This is a genomic window from Sphingopyxis sp. EU05-FHT14B03, from assembly GCF_058790875.1.
In genome coordinates this window covers 595,981-620,964 of the sequence record NZ_JBYTDC010000003.1, presented here as the reverse complement: position 1 = coordinate 620,964, position 24,984 = coordinate 595,981, and the positions used below count along the sequence as shown (strand labels likewise).

Sequence of the window (24,984 nt, the reverse complement as noted above, 5' to 3'; positions counted from 1 at the left end):
TTCCTAGGGTTGGGCGGCGACCGTATCGAGGTCGGCGAGATAGCTGCGCCGCGCGGCGAGAAAGAGCAGCGCGGCGATGACGGCGGCGGCGGGCAGGAAACGCAGCGCGTCGAGCAGCCCGACCGTGTCGGCGATCCGCCCGGTCAGGATCGGCCCCGGCGCGAGCCCGAGCAGGTTGTGCGCGAGCGTCAGCGTCGCGAAGGCCGAACCGTGGAGCGCGGCGGGAGTCAGGTTCGCGACCATCGCGCCGGCGGGGCCGGTCGTCCCGGCGACAAGGAACATCGCGATACCGAGCAGCACGAGTTGCGGCAGCCCCGGCGGCAGCATCAGCGCGAAGCTGAGTGCGATCGCGCTGCCGAAGCCATAGCCCGAAGCGAGCAATATCTTGCGGTCGGGTCGGCCCTGCGCCGCGCGGTCGCTCGCCATGCCGCACAGCACCATGCCGCAGCCGCAGATCAGCAGGAACAGCGCCGCCATGCGCCCGGCCGCGTCGACCGGCATCGCATAGTAGCGGTTGAAATAGCTCGGCAGCCAGGCCGGGAGTGCGCCGGCAGCAAAGAGCTGCACCCCGCTTGCGAGATAGGCCAGCCGCACACTGCGGTTGGCGAACAGCGCGCGCAGCGACGCGCGCGGGGCGGCACCGGGCGCATCGGTTGGCGACCCGGTCGACCCGGCGATCTCGGCGATCCGCTTCTCGCGAACCACCAGCGGATAGAGGATTGCAAGCGCGAGACCGCCGAGTCCGATCACGGCAAAAGCCGTGCGCCAGCCGTGGCTCGCGGCGATCTCGCCGCCGATCGCGACGCCGAGGACCTGCCCGAACAGCCCGCCCGCCATGAACGCGGCCGACAGCGTCGCGCGCAGCCGCTGCGGAAAGACGCTGATCACGACCGCGATGCCGACGCTGCCATAGGCCGCCTCGCCGACCCCGACCATCACGCGGCCGAAGAGCATTTGCTCATAGCTCGCGGCGACCGCGCAAAAGAGCGTCGCAAAACTCCACAGCGCCGCCATCAACGCGAGGCTGCGCACCCGGCCCCAGCGGTCGGCGGCAAGCGAGAGCGGGAAGGTCAGCAGCCCGACCATCAGCGCGACGACCCCCGACAACAGCCCGAGTTCGGCGTCGCTCAACGCCCATTCGGCCTTGAGCAGCGGGAAGACCGCATTGAGCACCTGCCGCGCCATATAGTCCGAGATCAGGAGCCCGAAGCTCAGCGCGAAGACGATCCAGCCATAGAGCGTCGTATCGCGCGGGCCGCTCATCGCGACGCCGGGACTCGCCGCAGGTGCCATTACCGCCATTGCCGCCTCCCTTGCGTCGTTCGAGGATGGGCGGGCGATTGCATGTCAGTCGGCCCCGCCGTCGGCCATCGTCAGTCCGCGTGCCTTCATTTCCTCGGCCAGCATCGGCGCGCCGAGCGCGACCGAGTGCAGTCCGAGCACTGCAACCGCTTCGAGCACCGCCATCACTTCCTCCGGCGTCGCGCCCTTGTCGAGCGCGGCGGCGATGTGGCGGCGCGTGCCCGGCGCATACATATGCGTGCACGAGGCATCGACCGCGATTGCAAGAAATTCGTAAATCTTGGGATCGAGAACCCCGCGCCGCAACGGCAAGGTGCCCGCGGCGAGGAAGGTTTCGAGCCATTCGGGGTCGAGCGCCGCCATCTCGTCCCACGCGGCGTTCCACTGGCCGCCCGCGCGCATCGCGTCGCTGATCGGGGTGGCGCTCACAGCGCCGCCCTCCGGGCATGATCGTCAAGCCGGCCGAGCAACCCGAACAACTCGGGCCATGGACCATAGCCTGCCGCCGGATTGAGATGCCCGACCTCACCGGCGTCGTGCAGCGCCGTGCCCCACGCGTCGGCGAACCCGGCGACCCGATCGAACGCCGCGAGCGGATCGTTGCGGCTCGCGACGGTGATCGCCGGGAAGGGGAGGGGCTTGCGCGGGATCGGGAACCAGCCGCCTTGCTTGAGCGCGGGCGGTTCGGGATAACCTGCGGGAAGCGGGTTTTCGATGTCGGCGGGGGCGACGAGCAGCGCCGCGCGGATCGGCCGTGTCGGCGCCAGCGCCCAATGGACGGTCGTCAGGCACCCCGCGCTATGCGCAACGATCACCACCTCGCCGTCGATGGCGCGGAGCGCGGCGTCGAGCGCCGCGACTTGCCCCGCGCGGCTCAGCCGGTCGGCGGCGAGCGGCGCGACCGTCACCGCGCCGGGGATCGCCCGTGCGGCATGGGTCTGCCAATGATCCTCGACATGATCCCGAAGCCCGGGAACGAAGAGGATCGTCGTGTCGCCGCCGAAGGCCATCGCCGCGCTCCCGCCTCAGGCCGCGTAGCGCAGCGGCAGCGCGCGCTGGCCGGGCTGGCGGTTGGGCGCCATGCCGAGCTTGGCGAGCGTTTCCTCGACCGAATTATACTGCACGCCGATCTTGTAGATTTCGCGCGCTTCCTTGCCGGTCGCGACCTCGCGGCCGAGCTCCTTTGCGATGCGGACGATCTGCTCGACTCCTTGCACCGAAGTCATCTTGTTGCCGTGCTGGTCGTAGAGCGTGTCCTCGATGCCGCAACGGACATGCTGGCCGAGGCACATCGCCATGACGTTGACCGGCAGCACATGGCGCATCAGCGATTCGAGCGTGACGGTCGATCCATCGGGCGCGCGGCGGATGAACTCCATGAAATTATTGGGGTTCGGCCCGTCGAAGCCGCCGCCGATGCCGACCCAGGTCAGGTTGAGCGGACCCTTGTAGAGCCCGCGGCGCACGAGTCGTTCGACCGTTTCCATGTCAGGCATGCAGGTGAGCTGAAAATGCGGCTGGATGCCCGCCGCGGTCAGCCGGCGCAGATGCTCTTCGACCCACTGCGGGCCCGCCGGCACCACCATCTCGCGATAGGCCTGATACAGCGCGGGATTGGCGAGCGAGGTCTGGCCATATTCCTCGTCGGTCATCAGATCCATGATGTTCATCTGGGTCGTGTTGACCGCGATCGTCACCTGATCGGGCGCGGGCTTGAGGTCGGCGAGCATGTGGCGGACCTCGTCCGACAGCCATTTCGCTTCGGCGCCTTCCTCCTCGCTTTCGGGGGCAAAGGAGATCGAGCCGCCGACCTGGATGATCATGTCTGGCACACGCTCGCGCACCCCGGCGATCAGCTCGTTGAATTTCGACAGGCGCTTGCACCCCGATCCATCCTCTTCACGGACGTGGAGGTGGAGCACGGTGGCGCCGGCATTGTAGCAGTCGACCGCCTTCTGGATATGCTCTTCCATGGTGAGCGGAATATCCTCGGGGAAATCGTCGGGGTGCCATTCGGGGCCATAGGGCGCCACGGTGATGACCAGCTTGTCCTGCGTTTCGGGACGCAGGCTGTCGTCGAGAAACTGCATATTCTCTCTCCTTGAACGAAATTAGTAGGGGCGGTCGCCGACGATGCCCGCGCGCTCCATGCGGCGGATCGTGGGCGGGTAATCCATGACGGCATAATGCTGCGTCGAGCGGTTATCCCAGATCGCGACGCTGTTCGGCTGCCAGCGCCAGCGCACCTGATATTCGGGGATCGCGGCGCGGCCGATCAGGAAGGCGAGGAGCTGGCTGGCTCCCGGCGCATAATCCTGACCGTAGCGGACATTCTCGGCGGTGTGGAAATTGGTGAAATGCGTCGTGAAGCCGTTGACGAACAGGATCTTCTCGCCGGTTTCGGGATGGGTGCGGACGACCGGATGCTCGGCATCGGGGAAGCGTGCCTTCAGCGCGTGGCGCTGGTCCTCGCTCATCCGCGCGCCGAAGCTCGCCTCGATCGAATGGCGTGCCTTCAGGGGCGCGATGGTCGTCTTCACAGGGTCGGGCAGGTCGGCATAGGCCTTGGCCATATTGGCCCACATCGTGTCGCCGCCGACCGGCGGACAGGTCACGCAGCGGAGCACCGCGCCCAGCGGCGGTGCATCTCGCCAGGTGGCGTCGCAATGCCAGCTATTCTCATAATAATCGGGCGGCGACGTCTCGTCCTTGTAGATCTGCACCAGCCCCGGATGATCGGGGTCGCTGCCGACCACGGGATGATCCTCAAGTGCACCGAAGCGGCTGGCGAAGGCGACATGGTCGGCGCGGGCGATGTCCTGATCGCGCAGGAACAAGACCTTGTGGGCGAGTAGCGCGGCGCGGATTTCGCCGAACAGATCGTCGCTGCGCGCCACTTCGGCGAGGTCGATGCCGCGGACTTCGGCACCTATATGGGTGGTGAGCTTTTCGATCTTCATCGCCTCTCTCCCTCAGAGCACGAAGATGGATGATCCTATCGTCTGGCCGGCTTCGAGTTCGCGATGCGCGGCGACACAGTCGTCGAGGGCGTAGCGCTGGCCGATCTCGACCTTGACGCGGCCTGCCGCCAGATGGCCGAACCACAGGTCCGACAATTCGGCGCGCTCGGCGGGGTCGGCATAATAGTCGGCGAAGCCGGGGCGGGTGAAATAGACCGACCCCTGCATCAGAAGCTGGAAGGCGTCGACCGGCGGGAAGGGCCCCGACGCGGTGCCGCAGGCGACGAACACGCCGCGGCGCTTCAGCGATTTCAGCGACCCCACGAACGTGTCCTTGCCGACGCTGTCGAACACCGTCGTCACGCCTTCGCCGTCGGTCAATTCCTTGACCCGCGCCGCGACATCCTCGCGGCGGTAGAAGATGATTTCGTCGCAGCCGAGCGACAGCGCCTTTTCGGCCTTGGCTTCGTTCGACACGGTGCCGATGACGCGCAGCCCCATCAGCTTGGCGAGCTGGACCGCGAGCAGCCCGACCCCTCCGGCGGCGGCGTGGAGCAGGATCGTGTCGCCCGCCTTCATCGACGGGTTGGTCTTCGCGAGCCAGTAGGTCGCTGACAGGCCGCGCATCGTCGACGCGGCGGCGTCCTCGAACGAAATCGAATCGGGCAGCTTGAACAGCGGCGCCGCGGGCATGACGCGCGCCTCGCTATAGGCGCCGAGCGGGCTGCCGTTATAGGCGACGCGGTCGCCGGGCGCGAAGCCGGTGACGCCGTCGCCGACCGCCTCGATCACCCCGGCACCCTCGACGCCGATCCCGGCGGGAAGCGGTGCGGGATAATAGCCCGAGCGGAAATAGGTGTCGGCGAAGTTGCAGCCGACGGCGGCATGGCGGATGCGGACCTCGCCCGCACCGGGGTCGCCGACCGCCACATCCTCGACCCGCAGAACTTCGGGGCCACCAGTTTCATAAAAGCGAACGGCTTTTGCCATCTCATACTCTCCCGTTTCGATGGAGGTAGAGCAGCGCTCCCTTGTACTTTTCACATTTCATGACATAATTTTGGCAATAGACGCCAATGGCGCGATCGAAGGAGAGAAGCGTGGCCGAACTCGTCCGCGTTGCGGCGCTGACCGGCTATTTCCCGGCGATGCAGGGGCTGGGCGCCGACCCGCGGCCCCTGCTCCGCGAATGCGGCCTGTCGCCCGAATTGTTCGCGAATCCCGAACAATTGATTTCGGCGCGCGCCACGATGCGCCTGTTGGAACGCAGCGCCGAAGCGACCGGGTGCGAGACGCTCGGCCTTCGCATGGCCGAGGAGCGGGCGCTCGCCAATCTCGGCGTCGCCAGCCTGTTGATCGCGCATCAGCCGACGCTTCGCCTCGCGCTTCAGGCGATCACCGAATTTCGCAACCAGATCAACTCGACCCTCGTCCTGCATGTCGAACCCTTCGGTGAGGAGGTCGTGCTGCGCGAAGATTTCGCGCTGAGCAGTCCGGAACCGCATCGGCAGTCCTCCGATCTCGCGCTGGGCGTTCTCGCGCGCCTCTGCGCGAGCGTGCTGGGCGATGGCTGGTCGCCGCTCTCGGTCTGTTTTTCGCGCGCCAGGCCGCCGGTGCCCGAGATGCAGGTCTATCGGCGGCTGTTCCATTGCACGGTCACCTTCGACTGCGAGTTCAACGGTCTCGTGATCGCGGCGGCCGATCTCGACCGGCCGGCGGCGCATGCCGATTCCGCGCTTGCCGGCCACGCGCGCGAGCTGATCTCGTCGGTGATGAACCCCGCGATGCGCACCGCCTCGCAAGAGGTCGAGCAGCTGATCATGCTCCTCCTGCCTTCGGGGCGCGCGACGATTCAATATTGCGCCGAATCGATGGGAACGACGGTGCGGACGCTGCAGCGGATGCTCGACGCCGACGGGACAAGCTTCAGCGACCTTCTCAACCGGGCGCGCATGCAGCTTTCGACGCAATATCTCGCCAATCCGCGCACGCGGATCACCGATGTCGCCGAAATGCTCGGCTATGGATCGATCGGCGCCTACACCCGCTGGCACAGCCAGATGTTCGGCCTGTCGCCGCGTCAATGGCGCATTTCGGCGGTCCAGAGGCAACCCACGCCGTCCGCGTTTTGAACGGACGCGCCAGAACCGGACAGGCGGCAACCGGCCCATTGCCGACAGAGCGACCCGATGGCTTGAAAAAATTTGCCGGCCTTCGCGATTTTACCGATCTGGGCCTCCCGTATCGGAGCTTCGCGTTCGCTATACGCCGAACGAAGGTCGCTGGCCCTGCGTTGATTGAGCCTCGCCTGTACCGAAGAGCGACGCGGAATGATCGCGGGCGGCGCCGCGCCGTCGCGGCTGCACCGGCAGCTTGGCATCGCGAACAAGATAGCCGCGCCCGCCGATCTCATGCGGGTTGCGCTCGAAATGGCAGAGCGTGTCGCCCTTGGTGCACCGGTCGCGCTCGAGAAAGCCAAGGAAGCCATGTTGCTGACGACGGGACTCCCGCTGCTGGAGGCGTTCGAAATCGAAACCAGGCTTACGGCGGTTGTTTCGGCGACCCAGGATGCACGCGAGGGGCCGCGCGCCTTCATGCAGAAACGGCGACCCGAATTTCAGGGCTGCTAAGCCGCTCGCGGCGCGGAGACATCACAGCCGGATTTGGCGAGGGGGGCATGCAATCTGCTGTGGCTCGGATGCGCTTGCTCGATCGTACCCGCGAGCCGGGGACGGCATTCCCGTACCGGAGTCCATCCGGGCTGGCGGCGCCCCGTCAAGCGCCGCGCCCGCGTCGTGCCGCGATGCGGCGATGACCATCACCCCTTCGCGCAGCCTGGCGACCAATATGTCGGCGCGCGCCGCGTCGAGTTCGGCGACAAGCGCGACATGGAGGGTGTCGTCGGCGCGCCTGACGGTCATCGTCTCGGGGATCAGCGATCGCTGTGCGAACAGCCCGACAACGCGCAGGAGGGCTTGCGGGTCGTCCTGCACCCATATCTCGAATCGCTGGCTCAAGCCGCGATCCGGTCGACGCCGCCGATCAATCGTTCGGCCAGGCGGTCGGCGACCAGCGCGGGCGACCGGCGGTCGCGCGCCGCCGCCTCGAGCAGCGCCGCCACCCGCGGGCCGATCTGTGCGACGCGGGCGACGACATGGGCGCGATTTTCGCCCAGATATTCGGCCGACACGCTGATGATGCCGCCGGCATTGGCGACATAGTCGGGGACATAGGCGATGCCGCGCGCCAGCATCAGGTCGGCGACCTCGGGCGACGCCAGCTGGTTGTTGGCTCCGCCGCAGACGAGCTTCGCCTTCATCGCCGCGACGCTTTCGGGCGTCAGTGCGCCGCCGAGCGCGCAGGGGGCGAAGATGTCGGCCTCGACCCGATGAATGTCGGCGACATCGACGACGTGCGCGCCGAGGATCTTTTCCAGCCGATCGCGCCGCTCGGGATTGACGTCGGCGATCACCAGGTCGGCGCCGGCATCGGCAAGGCGGCGGCACAGTTCGCCGCCGACGTTACCGGTGCCCTGCACCGCGACGGTCAGCCCACGCAGGCTCGATCCGAAAGCGTGCGCCGCACCGGCTTCCATCGCGTCGAACACGCCCTGCGCGGTCCAGGGCGAGGGATCGCCGCCCGCGCGTCCACCCTCGGCGGCCAGCCCCGCGACGTGGCGCGTCTCCGCGGCGATGCTGTGCATGTCGGAAACGGTCGTGCCGACATCCTCGGCGGTCACATAGGAGCCGCCAAGCTCCGCGACCGCGCGGCCGAAGGCGCGGAACAGCGCCTCGCGGTCGAAATCGCCCGCCGGGCGTCGCAGCACCGCCTTGGCGCCGCCGAAGGGCAGGCCGGCCATCGCATTCTTGTAACTCATCCCCTCGGCCAGGCGGAAGGCGTCGGCGCCCGCGGCGGCAAGGTCGGGATAAGGCCAGAACCGGCAGCCGCCCGCGCCCGGACCCCGCACGGTCGAATGGATGACGATGACCCCGTCGAGCCCCGATGCGGGATCCTCGAGCCGGACGACCTCGGCGGCGGGCGTCATGCGGGAAACCTGTACGACCATGGGATACTCCTCCTTGCGCGCCGCTTATCGCGCGGCTGGCGGGGAGAAACTTGCCTCAATAGCGTACGAATGCCGCTATTACGGGATGGATTATCTCGAAATTGTCGATATGTGAGTAGATATGACTGATCTTGATCCCTTCGAGAAAAAAATCCTCCGCGAATTGCAGCAGGACGCGAGCCTCACCACCGCCGAACTCGCCGAGCGCGTCGGGCTGTCGGCGACGCCGTGCTGGCGGCGGATCAACCGGCTCGAACAGGAGGGCTATATCCGCGCCCGCGTCGCGCTGGTCGACCGGCGCAAGGTCGGGCTCAACGCGCATATCTTCGCGCAGGTGAAGCTCAACGCGCATGGCCGCGCCAATCTCGACGAATTTGGCGCCGCGATCCGCGATTTCCCCGAGGTGCTCGACTGTTTTGTGCTCATGGGCAGCACCGACTTCATGCTGCGCATCGTCGCGAAGGACATCGACGCGTACGAGAAATTCTTCTTCGACCGGCTGAGCAAGCTGCCGGGGGTGCAGGAAATCAATTCGACGGTGGCCTTGTCGGAGATCAAGTCGACCAGCGCGCTGCCGATCGCCTGATTCCTGCCGTTCGGGCGGCTACGTAAGATCCTCCCTGTCGCGTAGCGATGGGGAGGTGGCGGCGGCGAAGCCGCTGACGGAGGGGCCGACGCCGTCAGGCGTCGTGCAAGCTTTCGGCTCCTCCACCACCGCCTGCGGCGGCGGTCCCCCTCCCTATGGCTTGCGGCCACAGGGAAGCTTTGATGGCCACTCCCGCCCGAACCGGCCAAGCACCGTGCAAAAGCCTCGCCGTGCTTTCTGCGGCCAGTCGTGGCTTTCGCGCGGGCTGTCGCGGCGCTCTTGTCAATTAATTCAGTTGAATTATGTTGGGCGGATGTCGGGACGTAAGCCGAGTCGACCGATCCCGCCCTTTGAGACAAGAGAGGATCGTGCATGGCCACGCTGCCGCAGACCCCCGATATTTTCGAACAGGCCCGCTCGCTGGGCATCGCCATCTCGCCCGCGACGACGACGCTCGGCGCCGAAATCGCCGGACTCGACCTCGACCGGCCGCTGACCGATGCTGAGGCCGAGCTGCTCCATGCCGCCTGGCTACGCTTCAAGGTCGTGTTTTTCCGCGATCAGGACATCAGCCACGAAAGCCATGTCCGGCTCGGCACCATGTTCGGCGAACTCGAAGGCCATCCGGTGATCCCGCATGTCGAGGGCTATCCCGAAATCCTGCGCATCGAGGGCGTCGAGGGGGTGCAGCTCACCGCCGAAACCCTCGCGCCGTTTCAGGCCTATAACAAATGGCACACCGACGTGACCTTCCGCCAGCAACCGTCGATCGCCTCGATCCTGCGCGCGCGGGTGCTGCCGCCGCTCGGCGGCGACACGATGTGGGCCGACACCGCCGCGGCATACGCCGGGCTGCCGCAGCCCGTGAAGGACCGCATCGAGGAGCTCGAGGCCGAACATGACATCGTGCGCAGCTTCGGCGGCCGTGTGAGTGAGGAAAAGCGCGCCCAGCTCGCGCGCGACTTCCCGCCGGTGCGCCATCCGGTGGTGCGCACCCACCCCGAAACCGGTGAGAAGATCCTCTACGTCAACTACACCTTCACCAGCCGCATCGTCGATGTGCCCGAGGAGGAGAGCGACACGCTGCTCAAATTGCTGTTCGACCGGATCAAGGTGCCCGAATATCAGGTGCGTTTCCGCTGGACCCCCAATGCGATCGGCATCTGGGACAATCGTTCGACCCAGCATTATGCGGTCGGCGACTATTGGCCCGAATATCGCGCGCTCGAACGGGTGACCGTGTCGGGCGACGTGGTGACGCGGTGAAGTTCGACGGCACGATGCTCCTCGGGCCGCGTCCACGCTTTCGCACCGCGACCCGCGTCGCGATCGTCGGCGCCGGCTTTTCGGGCACCCTGCTCGCGATCAACCTGCTCGAACAGGATGACGTCGAGGTCCTGCTGATCGAGCGCGACCGGCGGCGCATGGGCGCCGGGGTCGCGTACAGCAGCCCCGATGCCGACCATCTGCTCAACGTCCGCGCCGGCAACATGAGCGCCTTTGCCGATCGCCCCGGCCATTTCTGCGACTGGCTCGCCGCGCGCGGGCTCGGCTGCGATAAGGCGTTCGTCAGCCGCGCGACCTATGGCCAATATCTGCGCGAAACGCTCGGGCTGGCGATGGAGAAATATGGCCGCCGGCTTCAACTGATCGATGACGAGGTGCTCGACATCGCCGAACATGGCGGCAAGGTCACCCTCGGCCTCGTCAACGGCGGGTTGATCGAGGCCGACAAGGTCGCGCTGGCGATCGGCAATTTGCCGCCGCACGACCATCCGGCGATCGCGCGCGGCGGGCTGACGCCGCTGCATTATGTCGGCGACCCGTGGACGGGGCCGCTCAGCGAGGGGCTGAAACCCGACCAGACGGTGCTGGTCGTCGGCACCGGGCTGACCGCGGTCGACGTCGTGCTGCGGCTCGTCTCCAGCGGGTTCGAAGGGCGGATCGTCGCGATGTCGCGCCGCGGCCTGCGCCCGCATCGCCATGTCGATGGCCTCGCGCCGGTGCGTCCGGTGCTCGCCAAACCCGCCCCCGAACTGTCCGACCTGGTGCGCTGGGCGCGCACCGCGGCGCAGCAGGGCGACTGGCGCCTGACGGTCGATTCGATCCGCCCGATCACCCAGATGATGTGGGCGTCGGCCGATGCCGACAAGCGCGCGCGCTTCCTGCGCCACCTGCGCCCCTTCTGGGATGTCCACCGCCACCGCCTCGCCCCCGCGGTCGCCGACCGCATCGACGCGCTGATCGCCGAGCGCCGCCTCGTCTTTCGCGCCGGCAAGATCGAGGAGGTCGCCGCCGGGCTCGACGGGGTCGCGGTGCACTGGCGCCCACGCGGCGAGGATCGCCGCCAGCGGCTCGACGTCGCGCGGATCGTCAACTGCACCGGGCCGCAGGGCGACCTGCTCCGCGCCACCGACCCGCTCGTCCGCCGCCTGCTCAAACAGGGGCTCATCCGCCCCGACGCGCTGCGCCTCGGGCTCGACATCGACCGCGATGGCCATGTCGTCGGCCGCGACGGGCGCCCGGCCGAGCATATCCTCGCGATCGGGCCGATGACGCGCGGCGATTTGTGGGAGGTCGTCGCGGTGCCCGACATCCGCAACCAGGTCAGCGCGCTCGCGCGGCGACTGGTCAACGCGCATTGGACCGGCGGCGAGGGGCTTTAGGGGCGCCTCTGGACTTTCGCGGGCGGCATATTATATACCGACCGTTATGGAACAGGATGTCATCTCCGCACCCAAGGGCCGCCCGCGCGAATTTTGCGTCGATCAGGCGCTCGCCGAAGCGCTCCACGTCTTTTGGGCGAAGGGCTATGACGGCGCGTCGATGACCGACCTGACCGAGGCGATGGGCATCACCAAGCCCAGCCTCTACGCCGCTTTCGGTAACAAGGAAGCCTTGTTTCACAAGGCGTTGGATCTCTACGAGCAGGAAAAGCTCGAATATGGCCGCACCGCGCTCGAGCAGCCGACCGCGCGCAAGGTCGCCGAATATTATCTGCGCGGCGCGATCGAAATCCATGGCGGCTCTAGCGATCCCAAGGGCTGCATGGGGCTGATCTCGTCGCTCGCCTGCAGCCCCGAGGCCGAGTCGATCAAGGCCGATGTCGTCCGCCGCCGCGCCTCGTCGCAGCGCCTGCTCGTCGAGCGCTTCGAACGCGCCAAGGCCGAGGGTGATATCCCCGCCCATGTCGACGCCGAGGGGCTGACCAGCGTCCTTTATGCGCTGCTCCAGGGCATCACCGTCCAGGCCGGTGCCGGCGCGACCCGCGCCGAGCTCGAACGGCTGGTCGATACCAGCATGACGCTCTGGCCCAGTTCCTGACAAATGCGCGCCTGAACGCCAGATTAAATTATTTCGTACCGGGCGGTATAAAACTCTTGACGCGATCCTGATTCAGGTTATATACCGGACAGTACAGAAGGTGGCTTGGCGGTTAGGCAGGCTGCGAAGACGCGAAGGGAACGCCGATGCGCACCAGGACATGTAGAACCGCCTAGGGACCGCCCGGGCACATAAGCAACATTCTCGCGATCAGGCGACGGACCCCGTTTTCACGCGGCGGACGAACCCTTTCGCTCATCCACAATCTCCCCTCGCCGGGCGCAAGCATCCCGGGGCTTCTGCCCCCTTGTGCCCGGCACCCCCATTCAAGGAGGACAATCATGGCTTATCTCGCCGTCAACGAAGCGCTCGACTTCGCCCTTGCCCCCGCTCGTGTCGCCGCCCTTGCCCCCGTGGCGGCCTCCGCGGCGCCGAAAGCCCGTCCCGCAGGCTTTTCGGCGCTCGAATGGTCGGTCGTGATGCTTGCGCGTCACGACCGGCCATCATCGCTCCGCGAACCCGGCCGCATCGGCCGCCTGCTCGGCGCGCTGTTCGGCGACAGCTACAACCGCCGCCTCGCCGACCCGAGGCTCGAGGCGCTGCGCCGCATGGCGGTGCTCACCTGGCACCACGGTTATGCGGTGACGACCGTGCAGATCGACGCCTTCCTCGGCGCGGGCTTCACCACCGACCATTATGACCTGCTCGGCCGGCGCGTCGCCGATGTGCTCAGTACCCGCCTCTTCCGAAAGTAAGAAACATGAACATGCTCTCCCCCTTCGACCGCGCGAAAGCGCGGGAGGTCGAACTCGTCCCCGGCACGGTCAAGAAACCGAGCCGCTGGCGTCGCGGAGCGCTGATCGGTCTGCCGATCGCGCTCGTCGTCGCCGGCGGCTACGGCCTCAGCCAGCGGGGCGGCCAGGCGATCGCCGCGCCGCCGGTGCCGATCGTCACCGTCGCCGCGCCGCTGGTGCGCGAGATCACCCAATGGGACGATTATGTCGGCCGCTTCGAGGCGAGCCGCGCGGTCGAGGTGCGTCCGCGTGTTTCGGGCCAGCTCGTCGGCGTCCACTTCACCGACGGCCAGATCGTCCGCAAGGGCCAGCTGCTCTTCACCCTCGACGCCCGCCCGTTCAACGCCGCGCTCGCCGAGGCGCGCGCCGATGCCGCGAGCGCACGCAGCGACCTCGAACTCGCGCGCGTCAACCTCGCGCGCGCTAACCGGCTGATCGCCGACGAAGCGGTGTCGCAAAGCGACCTCGACCAGCTCAACGCCAAGGTGCGCGCCGCATCTGCGGCGCTCGCCGCGGCCGACGCCCGCGTCCGCTCGCGCGCGCTCGACGTCGAATTCACCCAGGTGCGCGCGCCGATCGGCGGCCGCATCTCCGACCGCCGCGTCGACTCGGGCAACCTCGTCGCCGCCGGGGAAGGGGCGGGCGGCAGCCTGCTGACGACGATCAACGCGCTCGACCCGATCTACTTCAACTTCGACAGCTCGGAGGCGTTGTTCCTGAAAGCCCAGCGCGAGCGCCAGGCCGGCGGCGCCGCGGCGCAGCAGGTCGAGATCCGGCTGCAGGACGAAAGCGGCTATCGCTGGAAGGGCCGCGTCGATTTCGCCGACAATGCGATCAACGCCAATTCGGGCACGCTGCGCGTCCGCGCGGTGATCGACAATCCCGACTATTTCCTGACCCCCGGCATGTTCGGCAATATGCGCCTCGCGCAGGGCGGGACGGTGTCGGCACTGCTCGTCCCCGACGCCGCGGTGCGCACCGACCAGGCGCGCAAGCAATTGTTCGTCGTCGGCAAGGACGGCACCGTCGCCGCGCGCCCGGTCGAGACCGGCCCGCTCGTCGCCGGGCTGCGCGTCATCCGTTCGGGGCTCAAGGCCGGCGACCGGGTGGTCGTGCAGGGTATCCAGTTCGCCCAGCCGGGCGCCAAGGTCACCGCCAAGCCGACCACGATCCAGCCCAAGGCCGCGCCCGCCGCGCCGGCGGGGGCGAGCCAGCCGGCCGCCGCGTCGCAGGCGACGCTCGCGCCCTAAGTCCCGCGACCCGCGCCGGCTCCGTCCGGCGCGGCCTCGCCCAACCCGATCAAACCATCTTGCCGGCCCCCTAGCGGGCCGAGGAGGCTCGCCATGCGTCTCAGCCATTTCTTCATCCGCCGCCCGATCTTCGCGGGCGTGATCGCGATCATCATCACGATCGTCGGCGCCTTCGCCTATTTCGGGCTGCCCGTGTCGCAATTCCCCGCGGTCGTCCCGCCGACGGTGACGGTCAGCGCCAATTACCCCGGCGCCTCGGCCGAGACCGTCGCCGACACCGTCGCGGCGCCGATCGAGCAACAGATCAACGGCGTCGACAATATGCTCTACCAGTCGTCGCAATCGACCGGCGACGGCCGGCTGACGATCACCGTCACCTTCAAGCTCGGCACCGATCTCGACACCGCGCAGGTGCTCGTCCAGAACCGCGTCGCGCTCGCCGAACCCAGCCTGCCCGAGGAAGTGCGGCGGCAGGGCGTCGTCGTACGCAAGACCTCGCCCTCGTGGTTGATGGCGGTCAACGTCCTCTCGCCCGACGGTTCGCTCGATCGCAGCTATGTCTCCAATTACGCGCTGACCCAGCTCAAGGACCGGCTGACCCGCGTCGACGGCATCGGCGACGTCCAGGTCTTCGGCGCGCGCGACTATGCGATGCGCGTGTGGATCGACCCCGGCCGCGCCGCTGCGCTGAACCTGACGGCGGGCGACATCGTCACCGCGCTGCGCGAACAGAATGTCCAGGTCGCCGCCGGCACCGTCGGCCAGCCGCCCTTCGACACCGGCGCCGCGCACCAGCTCAGCGTCGAGACGCAAGGCCGTTTCAAGACCGCAGGCGAATTCGCGAACATCATCGTGCGCACCGCGCCCGACGGCGCGATCACGCGCCTCAGCGACGTCGCGCGCGTCGAGCTGGGGGCCGAGGACTATGGCGTGAACGCCTATCTCTCGGGCCAGGATTCGATCATCATGGGTGTCACCCAGCGGCCGGGCACCAACGCGCTCGCCGCCGCCGAGGGGATCAAGGCCGAACTCGCCGAAGCGTCGAAGAGCTTCCCGAAGGGGCTCGAGTATAAGATCATCTGGAACCCGACCGAGTTCATCAGCGAATCGATGACCGCGGTGCAAAAGACCTTGCTCGAGGCGATGATCCTCGTCGTCCTCGTCATCCTTATCTTCCTGCAAAGCTGGCGCGCCGCGATCATCCCGGTCATCGCCATCCCCGTGTCGCTGATCGGTACCTTCGCGGTGCTCGCCGGGCTCGGATACTCACTCAACACTTTGTCGATGTTCGGGCTGGTGCTCGCGATCGGCATCGTCGTCGACGATGCGATCGTCGTCGTCGAAAATGTCGAGCGCAATATGGAGCATGGCCTCAGCCCGCGCGAAGCCGCGCACACCTCGATGGACGAGGTGTCGGGCGCGCTCGTCGCGATCGTGCTCGTGCTCTGCGCGGTGTTCGTGCCGACGACCTTCCTCACCGGCATCACCGGCGAATTCTATCGCCAGTTCGCGGTGACGATCGCCACCGCGACCGTGATCTCGCTCATCCTTTCGCTCACCCTGTCGCCCGCGCTCGCCGCGATGCTGCTGCGCCCGCGCCCGACCGAAGCGCCCGCGTCGGGATGGCGGCGTTACGCCTGGCTCGCGGGCGACCGCTTCAACCGCAGCTTCGACCGGCTGAGCGACTGGTATGCCGCGACCGTGCGCCGCGTGGTCGCCGCCCCGCGCAAGGCGTTCCTCACCTATGGCGCGCTGATCGCCGCGACCGCCGGGATATTCTGGGCGACGCCGGCGGGCTTCGTGCCCGCGCAGGACCAGGGCTATGCGCTCGCCGCGATCCAGCTCCCCCCGGGCAGCTCGATCCAGCAGACCGACGCCGTGCTCAAGAAGGTGGTGAAGAAGCTGCTCGAGGTCCCCGGCACCGAGGCGGCGGTGATGTTCGCCGGCTTCGACGGCGCCTCGGGCACCCAGGCGTCGAACGCCGGCGCCGCCTATGTCACCTTCAAGCCCTTTGCCGAGCGCGCGGGCACCGACCGCACCGAACGCAATATCGAGGACGACATGCGCGCGGCGCTCGCCGACGTGAACGACGCCTTCGTCTTCGTCATCCCGCCGCCGGTGATCCAGGGCATCGGCAACGGCGGCGGCTACCGTATGATCGTGCAGGACCGCAGCGACGCCGGCTATCAGGCGCTCGAACAGGCGGGCGGCCAGCTGATCGGCGAAGCGCATAAGCAAGGCGAACTCGCCAACGTCTTCACCCTCTACAACACCGCGACACCGCGCGTGTACGCCGACATCGACCGCGCCAAGTCCGACATGCTCGGCGTGCCGCCGGCGCGGGTGTTCGAGGCGCTGCAGGTCTATCTCGGCTCGGCGTACGTCAACGACTTCAACCTGCTCGGGCGCACCTTCCGCGTCACCGCGCAGGCCGAGGCGGCGGCGCGCGACGATCCGTCGGACATCGCGCAGCTCAAGACGCGCTCGAACACCGGTCAGATGGTGCCGCTCGGCGCGGTCGCGACCTTCAGCGACCGGACCGGTCCCTATCGCGTCACCCGCTACAACCTCTTCCCCGCGGTCGAGGTCGATGGCGAGACCGCGCCCGGTTACTCCACCGGCCAGGCGATTTCGGTGATGGAAAAGGTCGCCGAGAAATTGCCCGCGGGCTTTTCGGCCGAATGGACTGATCTGGCGTTCCAGCAAAAGGCGGCGGGCAATGTCGCGGCGCTGATCTTCGCGCTGTCGGTGATCTTCGTCTTCCTCGTGCTCGCCGCGCAGTTCGAAAGCCTGACGCTGCCGCTCGCGATCATCCTGATCGTGCCGATGACCCTGCTCGCCGCGATGGCGGGGGTGAACCTGCGCGGTCTCGACAACAATATCCTGACCCAGATCGGACTCATCGTGCTGATCGCGCTCGCTGCGAAGAACGCGATCCTGATCGTCGAATTCGCCAAGCAGGCCGAGGAACGCGGCGCGAGCATCGTCGAGGCGGCGGTCGCGGCGGCGCGCGCGCGGCTCCGCCCGATCCTGATGACCAGCTTCGCCTTCATCCTCGGCGTGGCGCCGCTCGTCTGGGCCTCGGGCCCCGGCTACGAGCTGCGCCAGGCGCTCGGCACCGCGGTCTTCTATGGGATGATCGGGGTCACCTTCTTCGGGCTGATCTACACGCCCGCCTTCTATGTCGTCTGCCGCACGCTCGGCGACCGCCTCGCCGCCCGCCGGGGTCGCAGCGGACCCGCCGATCCCGTGCTCCAGCCTGCCGAATAAGGAGAAAGCCCATGCGCAATTTTCTCATCGCCACCGTATCCGCGCTGACCCTTGCGGCGTGCGCGGTCGGGCCGGACTTCGCCACACCCCCCTCCCCCGTGACGGCGTCCGGCCCCTTCCTCTCGACGAAAGCCGGGGTCACCACCGCCGCGCCCGCCGACGCCGATTGGTGGCGGCTCTACGACGACCCGGTGCTCGACGCGCTGGTGACCGACGCGCTCGCCGCCAACACCGACGTCCGCGTCGCGGTGGCGCGCATCGCCAAGGCGCGCGCCGCTTTGCGCGAAGTCCGCGGCGACCGCCTGCCAAGCACCAACCTCAGCGCCGGGGCCAATTACGGCCGCGCCGCCGCGAGCCAGGTGCCCGCGGGCGCCGACCGCGAGGGGTGGCAGGTCGATGCCGGGCTGACCGTCGGCTATGAGGTCGACCTGTTCGGCCGCGTCGGCCGCGGGGTCGAGGCTGCGCGCGGCGACCTCGCCGCCGCCGAGGCCGATGCCGATGCGGTGCGCGTCACCGTCGTCGCCGAAACCGCGCGCGCATATGCCGACGCCGCCTCGTCGGCCGAACGGCTTGGCGTCGCCGAACGGATCGTCGCCTTGCTCGACCAGTCGGTAAAGCTCACCGCGCGCCGCGCCGAGGTCGGCCTCACGACCCGCCTCGACACCGCGCGCGTCGCCGCCTTGCGCGACCAGCGCCGAGCCGACATCCCCGCGATCGCCGCCGAGCGCGACGCCGCCTTGTTCCGCCTCGCTACCCTCACCGGCCGCACCCCCGCCGACCTGCCGCCGATCGCCGCCGCGCGCACCACGACGCTCCGCCTCGACCAGCCGATCCCGGTCGGCGACGGCGCCGCGCTGCTCGCGCGCCGCCCCGATGTGGCCGCCGCCGAACGCCGCCTCGCCGCCGCCACCGCGCGGATCGGGGTCGCGACCGCCGATCTGTATCCGAAGGTCATCCTCGGCGGTTCGATCGGCCAGACCAGCGGCGGCCTCGGCGATCTGTTCGGCGGCGGCCCGCTGCGTTGGCTGCTCGGGCCGTTGATCAACTGGAGCTTCGGCAACCAGGAAGCGATCCGCGGCCGCATCGCGGGAGCCGAGGCTGATACTCAGGCCTCGCTCGCCACCTTCGACGGCACCGTCCTGCGCGCGCTCGAGGAAACCGAGACCGCGCTGTCGGGTTACGCGCATATGCTCGACCGCCGCACCGCGCTGCAATCGGCGCGCGACGAGGCCGGGATCGCGGTCAAGATCACCCGCGCCCAGCAACGTGAAGGCGCGATCGACGGGCTCGAAGCGCTCGACGCCGAACGCACCTTCGCCGAGGCGGAAGGCGCGCTGGCGCTGGCGGATGCAAGGATCGCCGACGCCCAGGTCGATCTGTTCCGCGCGCTCGGCGGGCGGTGGACGAAAGGCTGACCTAACGCCCAAAAACGCCGTCATTGCGACCCCGGCGAAAGCCGGGGGAAGCAATCCAGAGCGGTTTACGCCTACTCTGGATTGCTTCGTCGCCTCCGGCTCCTCGCAATGACGAGCAATTTTTCTCCAAACCCTGCATCCACGGCCCACCCTCGTGCCGTCTACCAGTTGACCGGCCCCAACAGCCGGTCCTTGCGGCGACCGCGACGCGGTTTCTGATCGGCCATCCGCTCTCCCCGGGGCGTCCTGCCGAAGCGGCCTTGCTCGCGGTCGCCGCCTGTGGTTTCACCATGCCTTCGGGCATGCAGGGAGAAAGACGATGTTCCATCTTTTGGCCGCGACCCAGGCCGTTGCTGTCGCAGCCCCGCCGGCCGTTCCGCCCGCCGCCGTCGCCGCACCCGTCGCGATGCCCGCGCAATCGATCAGCCCCGCCGACGTCGCGGCCTATATCGACCCGCGCGACATCGCGTCGTTCATGCCGCCGCCGCCGCCGACCACCGAGTTCGTCGCGGTCAGCGACAGCTTTTTCCGCCTGATGGAAAATATCACGATGGTCGCGCTGTTCGTCATCGGCTTTTTCCTGCTCGCACGGCTCATCCACGCGTGGATGCTCCACCGCTCGATCCGCCGCGCGCTCGAGGCGAAATCCGACGCGGTCGCGCCGCTGATCGACAAGCTCAACAAGCCCTATGAACATCTCGGCGCACCGAACGGCGCCGCCGCCACGCCGAATGGCGGCGACGACCGCAACGCGCTTGTCCTGCTCGCGATCGGCCTCGCGATGGCGGGCTTCGGGCTGATCCAGGGGCATGAGGAATTGATCCGTATCTCGGCTGGTGCCGCGCTCTTCCCCGCCTTCGTCGGTATCGCCCTGCTCGTCCGCCGCCGCCTCGCGCGCGCCGCGGCTGCCGAGGAACGGGCCGCTGCACAAGGATGAGGACGCTCGCGATGAAGATTGGGCCCTCAACCAGCGCGTTGCCGGGGGAGACCGTGCCGCTTTCCAGCTCCTCGTGCTGCGGCACGAGGGGCGATTGCGCGCCTTCCTGTCGCGCGCTGCGGGCAGCGACGCCGACGGCGACGACCTCGCGCAAGAGGCGTTTGTCCGCGCCTGGACCCGCGCGGCCGATTATCGCGGGCAGGGAAGCTATGCGGCGTGGGTCATGGGGATCGGCTGGCGCCTGTTCCTCGACCAGCGGCGCACCGCCAAGCGCCGCGAAACGCTCGCGAAGCTGGATGAGGACGCCGCGACCAGCAGCAACCCGCACCCCGCGACCGACGCCGCGATCGACGCCGACCGGCTGCTCGCCGGCTTGTCGGCGCAGGAACGCGCCGCGCTCACCCTCTGCTTCGGCCATGGCTGGTCGCACGGCGAGGCCGCAGAGATCATGGGCTTGCCGCTCGGTACGCTCAAATCTTTGGTCTTGCGCGGCCGCGCCAAGGCGCAGAAACTGATCGGCGAAGGAGGCGCGGCATGACCGGGTCGGACGACATGGATGCGATGCCCGATGCGTTTCTGGCCGCGATGCTCGCGCCGCCGACGCGCCCCGGCGACCGCGCCTTCGCGGTGCAGGTCGACCGCGCGATCGACGCGCAGGCCGCCTATGCCCGCGCCCGCGCGCGCTTCTGGACCAGCTTTGCGTACGAGGCACTGGCCGTGGTGGCGCTGCTCGCGGCCTTTTGGCTCCTCTCGGGCACCGCCTTGCTCGCCCCGCTCGCCGGCCCCGCGCAATGGGGCCTCGCACCGCCGCTGCTGCTGATCCTGCTATTGTGGTTCGGCGGGACGCAAAGGCTGCGCGGGGCTTAGGCGAAAGCTTCGAGCTGAAACTCCTCCCTGTGGCCGAAGGCCATGGGGAGGGGGACGGCTCGCGAAGCGAGTGGTAGAGGGGCCGAAAGGTCGCGCGACGCCTGACGGCGTCGGCCCCTCCGTCAACGGCTTCGCCGCTGCTACCTCCCCATCGCTTCGCGACAGGGAGGATCTTTCGGTCCGCCAACCACCCCAACCCCTGCAAGCCTTCAGCCGGCGGGGGTTGGAAAGACCAGAAAAATCAGGCTTCGTCGTCGTCCTCGACCGGTTCGGGCGCGGCGGGGCGCGGCTTGCGGCCTGCGCGCGAAGCGGGGGTCGCGACCGGCAACCCGGCCTCGGCGGTCGCGCCGCCGATCAGCGCGTCGAGCGAGCCGCCGTCGAAACCGAGTTCCTTCATCAGCCCGTCGATCACCGGCGCCTGCGCGCGATAGGCGAGCGCCGCCGACACCGCATTGCTGGCGAGGTTGCCGCCGCCGCCGCCGCCATGGTCGCCGGTGCCGCCGCCCGATCCGCCGCTCCCGCCGCCATTCTGCGTGATCCCGTCGACCTGGACGATCTTGATCGAATCGATCGCCTCCATCGGCTTGGCGGCTTCGCGCACCACCTCGGGCAGCACTTTCAGCAGCGCCATCTTGGTCTGCAGCGAAATCTGGTTCGACGACAAGATGTTCGCCGCCTCGTTGATCGCGCGCTGGCCCGCGGCTTCGACCTCGAACCGGACGCGCGCGGCCTCGGCGCGCAATCTCTCGGCGTCGGCTTCGCCCTCGGCTTCGAAACGCAGCGCCGCCGCGCGGTTCGACGCCGCCTCTTTCTCCGCCTCGGCCTGCACCTTCACCGAAATCGCCTGGCGCTCGGCTTCCTTCGCCGCCTCGATCAGCTCGATCCGTTTGGACCGCTCGGCGATCTCGGTCTCGCGCGCGGTTGCCACCTGTTCCTCGGCGGCAACCGCGACGGCGCGCGCCTCGTCCGCCTCGCCGCGCGCCTGGCTTTCCTCGCGGCTCTTGTTCTGGATCAGGATCTGCTGCTCCTGCCGCGCCAGCTCGACCGCTTGCTCCTGCGCGATGCGCGCTTCCTCGATCGCGCGATCGGCCTCGATCTGCTTGGCATCGACCAGCTGTTTGGCCTGGATGCGGGCGCCCTCGGCCTCCTGGTTGCGCTGCGCCTGTTCGCGGGCGATCTCGGCGGCCTGGACGGCGCGGCGCATCTCGACCTCGCGCTCCTGCTCCAGCCGCGCGAATTCATTGTCGCGGCTGATCTCGAAGCTGCGCTTGTCGGCCTCGAGGTTCTTGGTCTCGATCTGGACGCGCGTATCCTGTTCGATGTCGTTGCGCGCCTTCTTGCGCAGCTCGATCTGCTCGGTCAGCTTGGTCAGGCCCTCGGCATCGAAGGCATTATTGGCGTTGAAATGCTCGATCGACGTCTGGTCGAGTCCGGTCAGCGACACCGATTCCAGCTCGAGCCCGTTCATCGACAAATCGTTCGAGCTGACCTGCTGCACCTTCTGCACAAAATCGGCGCGCTGTTCGTGGAGCTGGTTCATCGTCATGCCCGCCGCGACCGAGCGCAGCGCGTCGACGAACTTGCCCTCGACCAGGTCTTTGAGCGCCTCGGGGTTCATCGTGCGCAGGCCCAAGGTCTGCGCCGCCATCCCGATCGCGCCGGCATCGGGGCGGACGCGGACGTAAAATTCGGCCTTCACGTCGATGCGCAGCCGGTCGAGCGTGATCAGCGCATCGACATTCTTGCGCTCGACCGCGAGCCGCACCGTGTTCATGTTCACCGGCATCGTTTCGTGGAGCACCGGCAGCACCAGCGCGCCGCCGTTCATGATCACGCGTTCGCCGCGAAATCCGGTGCGGACAAAAGCTATTTCTTTCGTCGCGCGGCGATAAAGCCGGGTGATGATCAGTCCCAGGATCAGCAGGACCGCAAGCCCGACGCCGGCGTAGATCGCAATTTCAATCATCATGGAATTTTACTGCCCCCAAAGCTTGTTTTCGGCCCCCAGAATCGGGGGCGCCATGGGGCAATCTTAAGGTCAGTCGAGGCGGGGTAAATAGAAATCGCCGTTTGAAAAGCCTTTGAATATTTCGCCGTCGCGCTTGACCAGCAAGATCGTCTCGCCGGTCTGGAATCGCTGGTCGGCGCTGTCGGGTTCGACCATGATCTGGTGCGCCTGGCCGTGGCGGTCGGTGCATTTGGCGGGCGCGGGGTTGCCCGGCGACGCGGTGCCGACGGTAATCGTCGCGCGCGTCCCGATCAATTCGTCGCGGTCGATCGCGGTGGTCTCGATACCCGGGAAGACGCGCGCGATCACCCGCGCCGCGGCGCCCGTCGGCGGGAGCGCGGCGACCGCGGCCACTGGCGCCGCCAACAGGCTGGTCGCGGGGCCGCCGGTCAGCGCCGTCAGCAGTTGCTGGAACCCCAGCCCCAGCGTCCCGAACAGCGCGAGGAAGACGACCAGCCACATCAGAAAGGGCACGCGCCCGATCCCCGCCCAGGCGAGTAGCGCCTCGGCCGCGCCGGCGTCGCCGTCATGGTCGCCGACATGCGCGCCGTCGACATCGCCGACGATGCCCAGCGCCTGCACCGCGCCGATCAGCAACATCAACAACAGCGCGGCGCTGAAGATCACATTTTCGGAAGCGAAAAACTGGTCGAACATCTGGGACCTTGTGGCGCCGGCACTCGCGCTTGGCAAGCGATGCGCGCGTGCGGGCGCGGGTCAGCCAGCCAGCGCGACGGGGTCGTGCCGCGCGACTTCGATCCGGTCCCGCCCGGCACCTTTCGCCCGGTAAAGGGCCGCATCGGCGGCGGCGAACAACGACTCTGTCGCCGGCGGCGACGATCCGTCGATCAGGGCGATCCCGATGCTGGCGGTCAGGGTGATCGCGCGATCGTCGTCCACCTCGAACGGATCGTCACGCAGCGCGCCGAGGATGCCGGCGGCGATCCGGCTCGCCATGGCCCGGTTCGTCGCGGGCAGGAAGACGGCGAACTCCTCGCCGCCCATCCGGCCGAAATGGTCGCCGGCGCGCAGGCACGACCGGACGCGCCCGGCAAAGGACTGCAGCAACCGGTCGCCGGCGGCATGGCCGTGATTGTCGTTGATCGCCTTGAAATGATCGATGTCGATCATCAGGATCGCGGCGGGCTCGCGCGCATTGGCCAGCGAAGCCTGCACATCGTCCAGAAAGGCGCCGCGGGCGCGGGTCCCGGTCAGATGGTCATGCGCGGCGATATGGCGCAGCCGGCCGAGCAGCTCGTTGCGGTTTTCGGCGATGCAGGCGACGGTAACCGGCGCGATTGCGACCAGCGCGGCGCCGAGCCGGATCGAGATCATCATCATTTCCGCATCGACGCCGGTCCGCGAGGCGAGCACGATCAGCGCCCAATTGCCGTACAAGAGGGTCAGGATGGCGACGGTGAAGACGCGATAGGTCAAACCGCACCACAGCAGCGCCGGAACCGGAAAGGCGATCGCGCCCGGGCCGCCGACGATCGCCGCGAGCAGGCAGGACAGCGCCAGCGCGACGATCGGAAGGATGCGCGCCGTCGGCAGCGCGCGCAGTCCCTCGCGCATGGCGCCGCGCAGCGCGCCGAAAGGCGGCGCGGCCAGCAGCAGCGGCAGGATCGTCACATAGTTGACGAACTCGGTCGCGAACCAGAAGGACCATCCCGACAACAGCTGCCGCCCGAAAAGCCAGGGGTTGGCGACCGCTCCGATCACGCCGGCCACGGCCGCCCCCGCGGCGACCGTCAGGACGAGGAACAGCATCGACGCGGGCTGCCGCAGCCGGATCATGTCGGCGGGCCGGCGTGCGTAAATGGCGGCGGCGGTCGCGATGCCCGCCAGGTTCGCGCTGTTGAGCAGCAGCGCCTTTGGCAGGCTGGCCCCGGTCAGCAGGTCTGCCGCCAGATAGGCGGCGGCGCCCGCAAGCCAGCCCTGCCATGTCCGGCCCGCCGGGACGCGAAGCAGGAAGGCGAGCATGATTGCATTGGCCGGCCACAAATTGGCAAGGAAGCCGATCGGGCGCGTGTAGATGCCGAACAGGCTTGCGGCGAAGACCAGCGCGAACAGGATCAGCGCGGCACGGCCCCGGCTGCCCCTTGTTCCCGCATCATCGCGCGTTCGCGGTCCGTCTGTGATGTCGTCCAACTAAGCCTCCCGAAACCCGGTTCCGGAAAGCCGATGCTATAGGGTCATGGCGTT

The 24,984-nt window shown here is 68.1% G+C and carries 24 protein-coding genes; 13 read left to right on the top strand and 11 right to left on the bottom strand.

Going from position 1 to position 24,984, the window contains the following annotated elements:
• Positions 1-3 precede the first annotated feature (3 nt).
• Genes AC3WS4_RS19570 through AC3WS4_RS19545 form a run of 6 tightly spaced genes read right to left on the bottom strand, consistent with a single transcriptional unit; the run spans position 4 to position 5,252 of the window.
• Entirely contained in the window at positions 4-1,302 is a 1,299-nt protein-coding gene (locus tag AC3WS4_RS19570) for an MFS transporter (protein ID WP_492737564.1), read from the bottom strand.
• Positions 1,303-1,347: 45 nt separating this feature from the next.
• Positions 1,348-1,731: a carboxymuconolactone decarboxylase family protein gene (locus tag AC3WS4_RS19565; RefSeq protein WP_492737562.1), complete on the bottom strand. Its 384-nt coding sequence runs from the start codon at positions 1,729-1,731 to the stop codon at positions 1,348-1,350.
• Positions 1,728-2,312 carry an RBBP9/YdeN family alpha/beta hydrolase gene (locus AC3WS4_RS19560; protein WP_492737560.1) on the bottom strand — a complete coding sequence of 195 codons (585 nt, stop codon included), beginning with the start codon at positions 2,310-2,312 and terminating at the stop codon, positions 1,728-1,730. The genes AC3WS4_RS19565 and AC3WS4_RS19560 overlap by 4 nt, the downstream gene beginning before the upstream one ends.
• A 15-nt stretch (positions 2,313-2,327) precedes the next feature.
• Positions 2,328-3,392 (bottom strand): beta-keto acid cleavage family enzyme, encoded by a 1,065-nt coding sequence (locus tag AC3WS4_RS19555; RefSeq protein WP_492737558.1) that lies wholly within the window; start codon positions 3,390-3,392, stop codon positions 2,328-2,330.
• 21 nt (positions 3,393-3,413) lie between these two features.
• Positions 3,414-4,262 (bottom strand): TauD/TfdA dioxygenase family protein, encoded by an 849-nt coding sequence (locus tag AC3WS4_RS19550; RefSeq protein ID WP_492737556.1) that lies wholly within the window; start codon positions 4,260-4,262, stop codon positions 3,414-3,416.
• Between the two features lie 12 nt (positions 4,263-4,274).
• The gene (locus AC3WS4_RS19545; RefSeq protein ID WP_492737554.1) at positions 4,275-5,252 is read right to left on the bottom strand and encodes a quinone oxidoreductase family protein; all 978 of its coding nucleotides are present in this window, start codon (positions 5,250-5,252) and stop codon (positions 4,275-4,277) included.
• Positions 5,253-5,362: 110 nt separating this feature from the next.
• Between AC3WS4_RS19545 and AC3WS4_RS19540 the strand changes: the two genes are divergently transcribed.
• The gene (locus tag AC3WS4_RS19540; RefSeq protein ID WP_492737552.1) at positions 5,363-6,394 is read left to right on the top strand and encodes an AraC family transcriptional regulator; all 1,032 of its coding nucleotides are present in this window, start codon (positions 5,363-5,365) and stop codon (positions 6,392-6,394) included.
• Between the two features lie 198 nt (positions 6,395-6,592).
• Positions 6,593-6,892 (top strand): enoyl-CoA hydratase-related protein, encoded by a 300-nt coding sequence (locus tag AC3WS4_RS19535; protein WP_492737550.1) that lies wholly within the window; start codon positions 6,593-6,595, stop codon positions 6,890-6,892.
• 21 nt (positions 6,893-6,913) lie between these two features.
• Here AC3WS4_RS19535 and AC3WS4_RS19530 read toward each other — a convergent pair whose 3' ends face one another.
• On the bottom strand, positions 6,914-7,279 hold the full coding sequence (locus tag AC3WS4_RS19530) for an ACT-like domain-containing protein (RefSeq protein WP_492737548.1): 366 nt from the start codon (positions 7,277-7,279) through the stop codon (positions 6,914-6,916).
• A complete protein-coding gene (locus AC3WS4_RS19525) occupies positions 7,276-8,328 on the bottom strand; it encodes a Leu/Phe/Val dehydrogenase (RefSeq protein WP_492737546.1) in 1,053 nt (350 codons plus the stop codon). Before AC3WS4_RS19525 ends, AC3WS4_RS19530 begins: the two co-directional genes overlap by 4 nt.
• A gap of 121 nt (positions 8,329-8,449) precedes the next feature.
• Here AC3WS4_RS19525 and AC3WS4_RS19520 point away from each other — a divergent pair, with 121 nt between their 5' ends.
• The 11 genes from AC3WS4_RS19520 to AC3WS4_RS19470 all read left to right on the top strand — a co-directional run bounded on the left by AC3WS4_RS19520 (position 8,450) and on the right by AC3WS4_RS19470 (position 20,771).
• Positions 8,450-8,914: an Lrp/AsnC family transcriptional regulator gene (locus AC3WS4_RS19520; protein ID WP_187141245.1), complete on the top strand. Its 465-nt coding sequence runs from the start codon at positions 8,450-8,452 to the stop codon at positions 8,912-8,914.
• Between the two features lie 372 nt (positions 8,915-9,286).
• On the top strand, positions 9,287-10,180 hold the full coding sequence (locus AC3WS4_RS19515; RefSeq protein WP_492737543.1) for a TauD/TfdA dioxygenase family protein: 894 nt from the start codon (positions 9,287-9,289) through the stop codon (positions 10,178-10,180).
• Positions 10,177-11,580, top strand: a complete 1,404-nt coding sequence (locus AC3WS4_RS19510; protein WP_492737542.1) for an FAD/NAD(P)-binding protein — start codon at positions 10,177-10,179, stop codon at positions 11,578-11,580. Before AC3WS4_RS19515 ends, AC3WS4_RS19510 begins: the two co-directional genes overlap by 4 nt.
• Before the next feature lie 46 nt (positions 11,581-11,626).
• On the top strand, positions 11,627-12,238 hold the full coding sequence (locus tag AC3WS4_RS19505) for a TetR/AcrR family transcriptional regulator (protein ID WP_492737540.1): 612 nt from the start codon (positions 11,627-11,629) through the stop codon (positions 12,236-12,238).
• 341 nt (positions 12,239-12,579) lie between these two features.
• Positions 12,580-12,993: a hypothetical protein gene (locus AC3WS4_RS19500; protein ID WP_492737538.1), complete on the top strand. Its 414-nt coding sequence runs from the start codon at positions 12,580-12,582 to the stop codon at positions 12,991-12,993.
• A 5-nt stretch (positions 12,994-12,998) separates the two neighbouring features.
• The gene (locus AC3WS4_RS19495; RefSeq protein ID WP_492737536.1) at positions 12,999-14,282 is read left to right on the top strand and encodes an efflux RND transporter periplasmic adaptor subunit; all 1,284 of its coding nucleotides are present in this window, start codon (positions 12,999-13,001) and stop codon (positions 14,280-14,282) included.
• Positions 14,283-14,375: 93 nt separating this feature from the next.
• The gene (locus tag AC3WS4_RS19490; protein WP_492737534.1) at positions 14,376-17,552 is read left to right on the top strand and encodes an efflux RND transporter permease subunit; all 3,177 of its coding nucleotides are present in this window, start codon (positions 14,376-14,378) and stop codon (positions 17,550-17,552) included.
• Positions 17,553-17,563: 11 nt separating this feature from the next.
• Positions 17,564-18,967 (top strand): efflux transporter outer membrane subunit, encoded by a 1,404-nt coding sequence (locus tag AC3WS4_RS19485; protein ID WP_492737532.1) that lies wholly within the window; start codon positions 17,564-17,566, stop codon positions 18,965-18,967.
• A 319-nt stretch (positions 18,968-19,286) separates the two neighbouring features.
• Positions 19,287-19,904, top strand: coding sequence for a hypothetical protein (locus tag AC3WS4_RS19480; RefSeq protein WP_492737530.1), 618 nt, complete (start codon positions 19,287-19,289; stop codon positions 19,902-19,904).
• Complete coding sequence (locus AC3WS4_RS19475; protein ID WP_492737529.1) at positions 19,804-20,442, top strand: RNA polymerase sigma factor; 639 nt, start codon at positions 19,804-19,806, stop codon at positions 20,440-20,442. The genes AC3WS4_RS19480 and AC3WS4_RS19475 overlap by 101 nt, the downstream gene beginning before the upstream one ends.
• Positions 20,439-20,771: a hypothetical protein gene (locus tag AC3WS4_RS19470; protein WP_492737528.1), complete on the top strand. Its 333-nt coding sequence runs from the start codon at positions 20,439-20,441 to the stop codon at positions 20,769-20,771. Before AC3WS4_RS19475 ends, AC3WS4_RS19470 begins: the two co-directional genes overlap by 4 nt.
• Before the next feature lie 241 nt (positions 20,772-21,012).
• On the opposite strand, the gene AC3WS4_RS19465 is transcribed toward AC3WS4_RS19470, so the two are convergent.
• From AC3WS4_RS19465 to AC3WS4_RS19455, 3 genes are all read right to left on the bottom strand, one after another.
• The gene (locus AC3WS4_RS19465) at positions 21,013-22,740 is read right to left on the bottom strand and encodes a flotillin family protein (protein ID WP_492737527.1); all 1,728 of its coding nucleotides are present in this window, start codon (positions 22,738-22,740) and stop codon (positions 21,013-21,015) included.
• A gap of 69 nt (positions 22,741-22,809) precedes the next feature.
• On the bottom strand, positions 22,810-23,436 hold the full coding sequence (locus AC3WS4_RS19460) for an OB-fold-containig protein (protein WP_492737525.1): 627 nt from the start codon (positions 23,434-23,436) through the stop codon (positions 22,810-22,812).
• A 60-nt stretch (positions 23,437-23,496) separates the two neighbouring features.
• Positions 23,497-24,930, bottom strand: a complete 1,434-nt coding sequence (locus AC3WS4_RS19455) for a GGDEF domain-containing protein (protein WP_492737523.1) — start codon at positions 24,928-24,930, stop codon at positions 23,497-23,499.
• Positions 24,931-24,984: the final 54 nt, after the last annotated feature.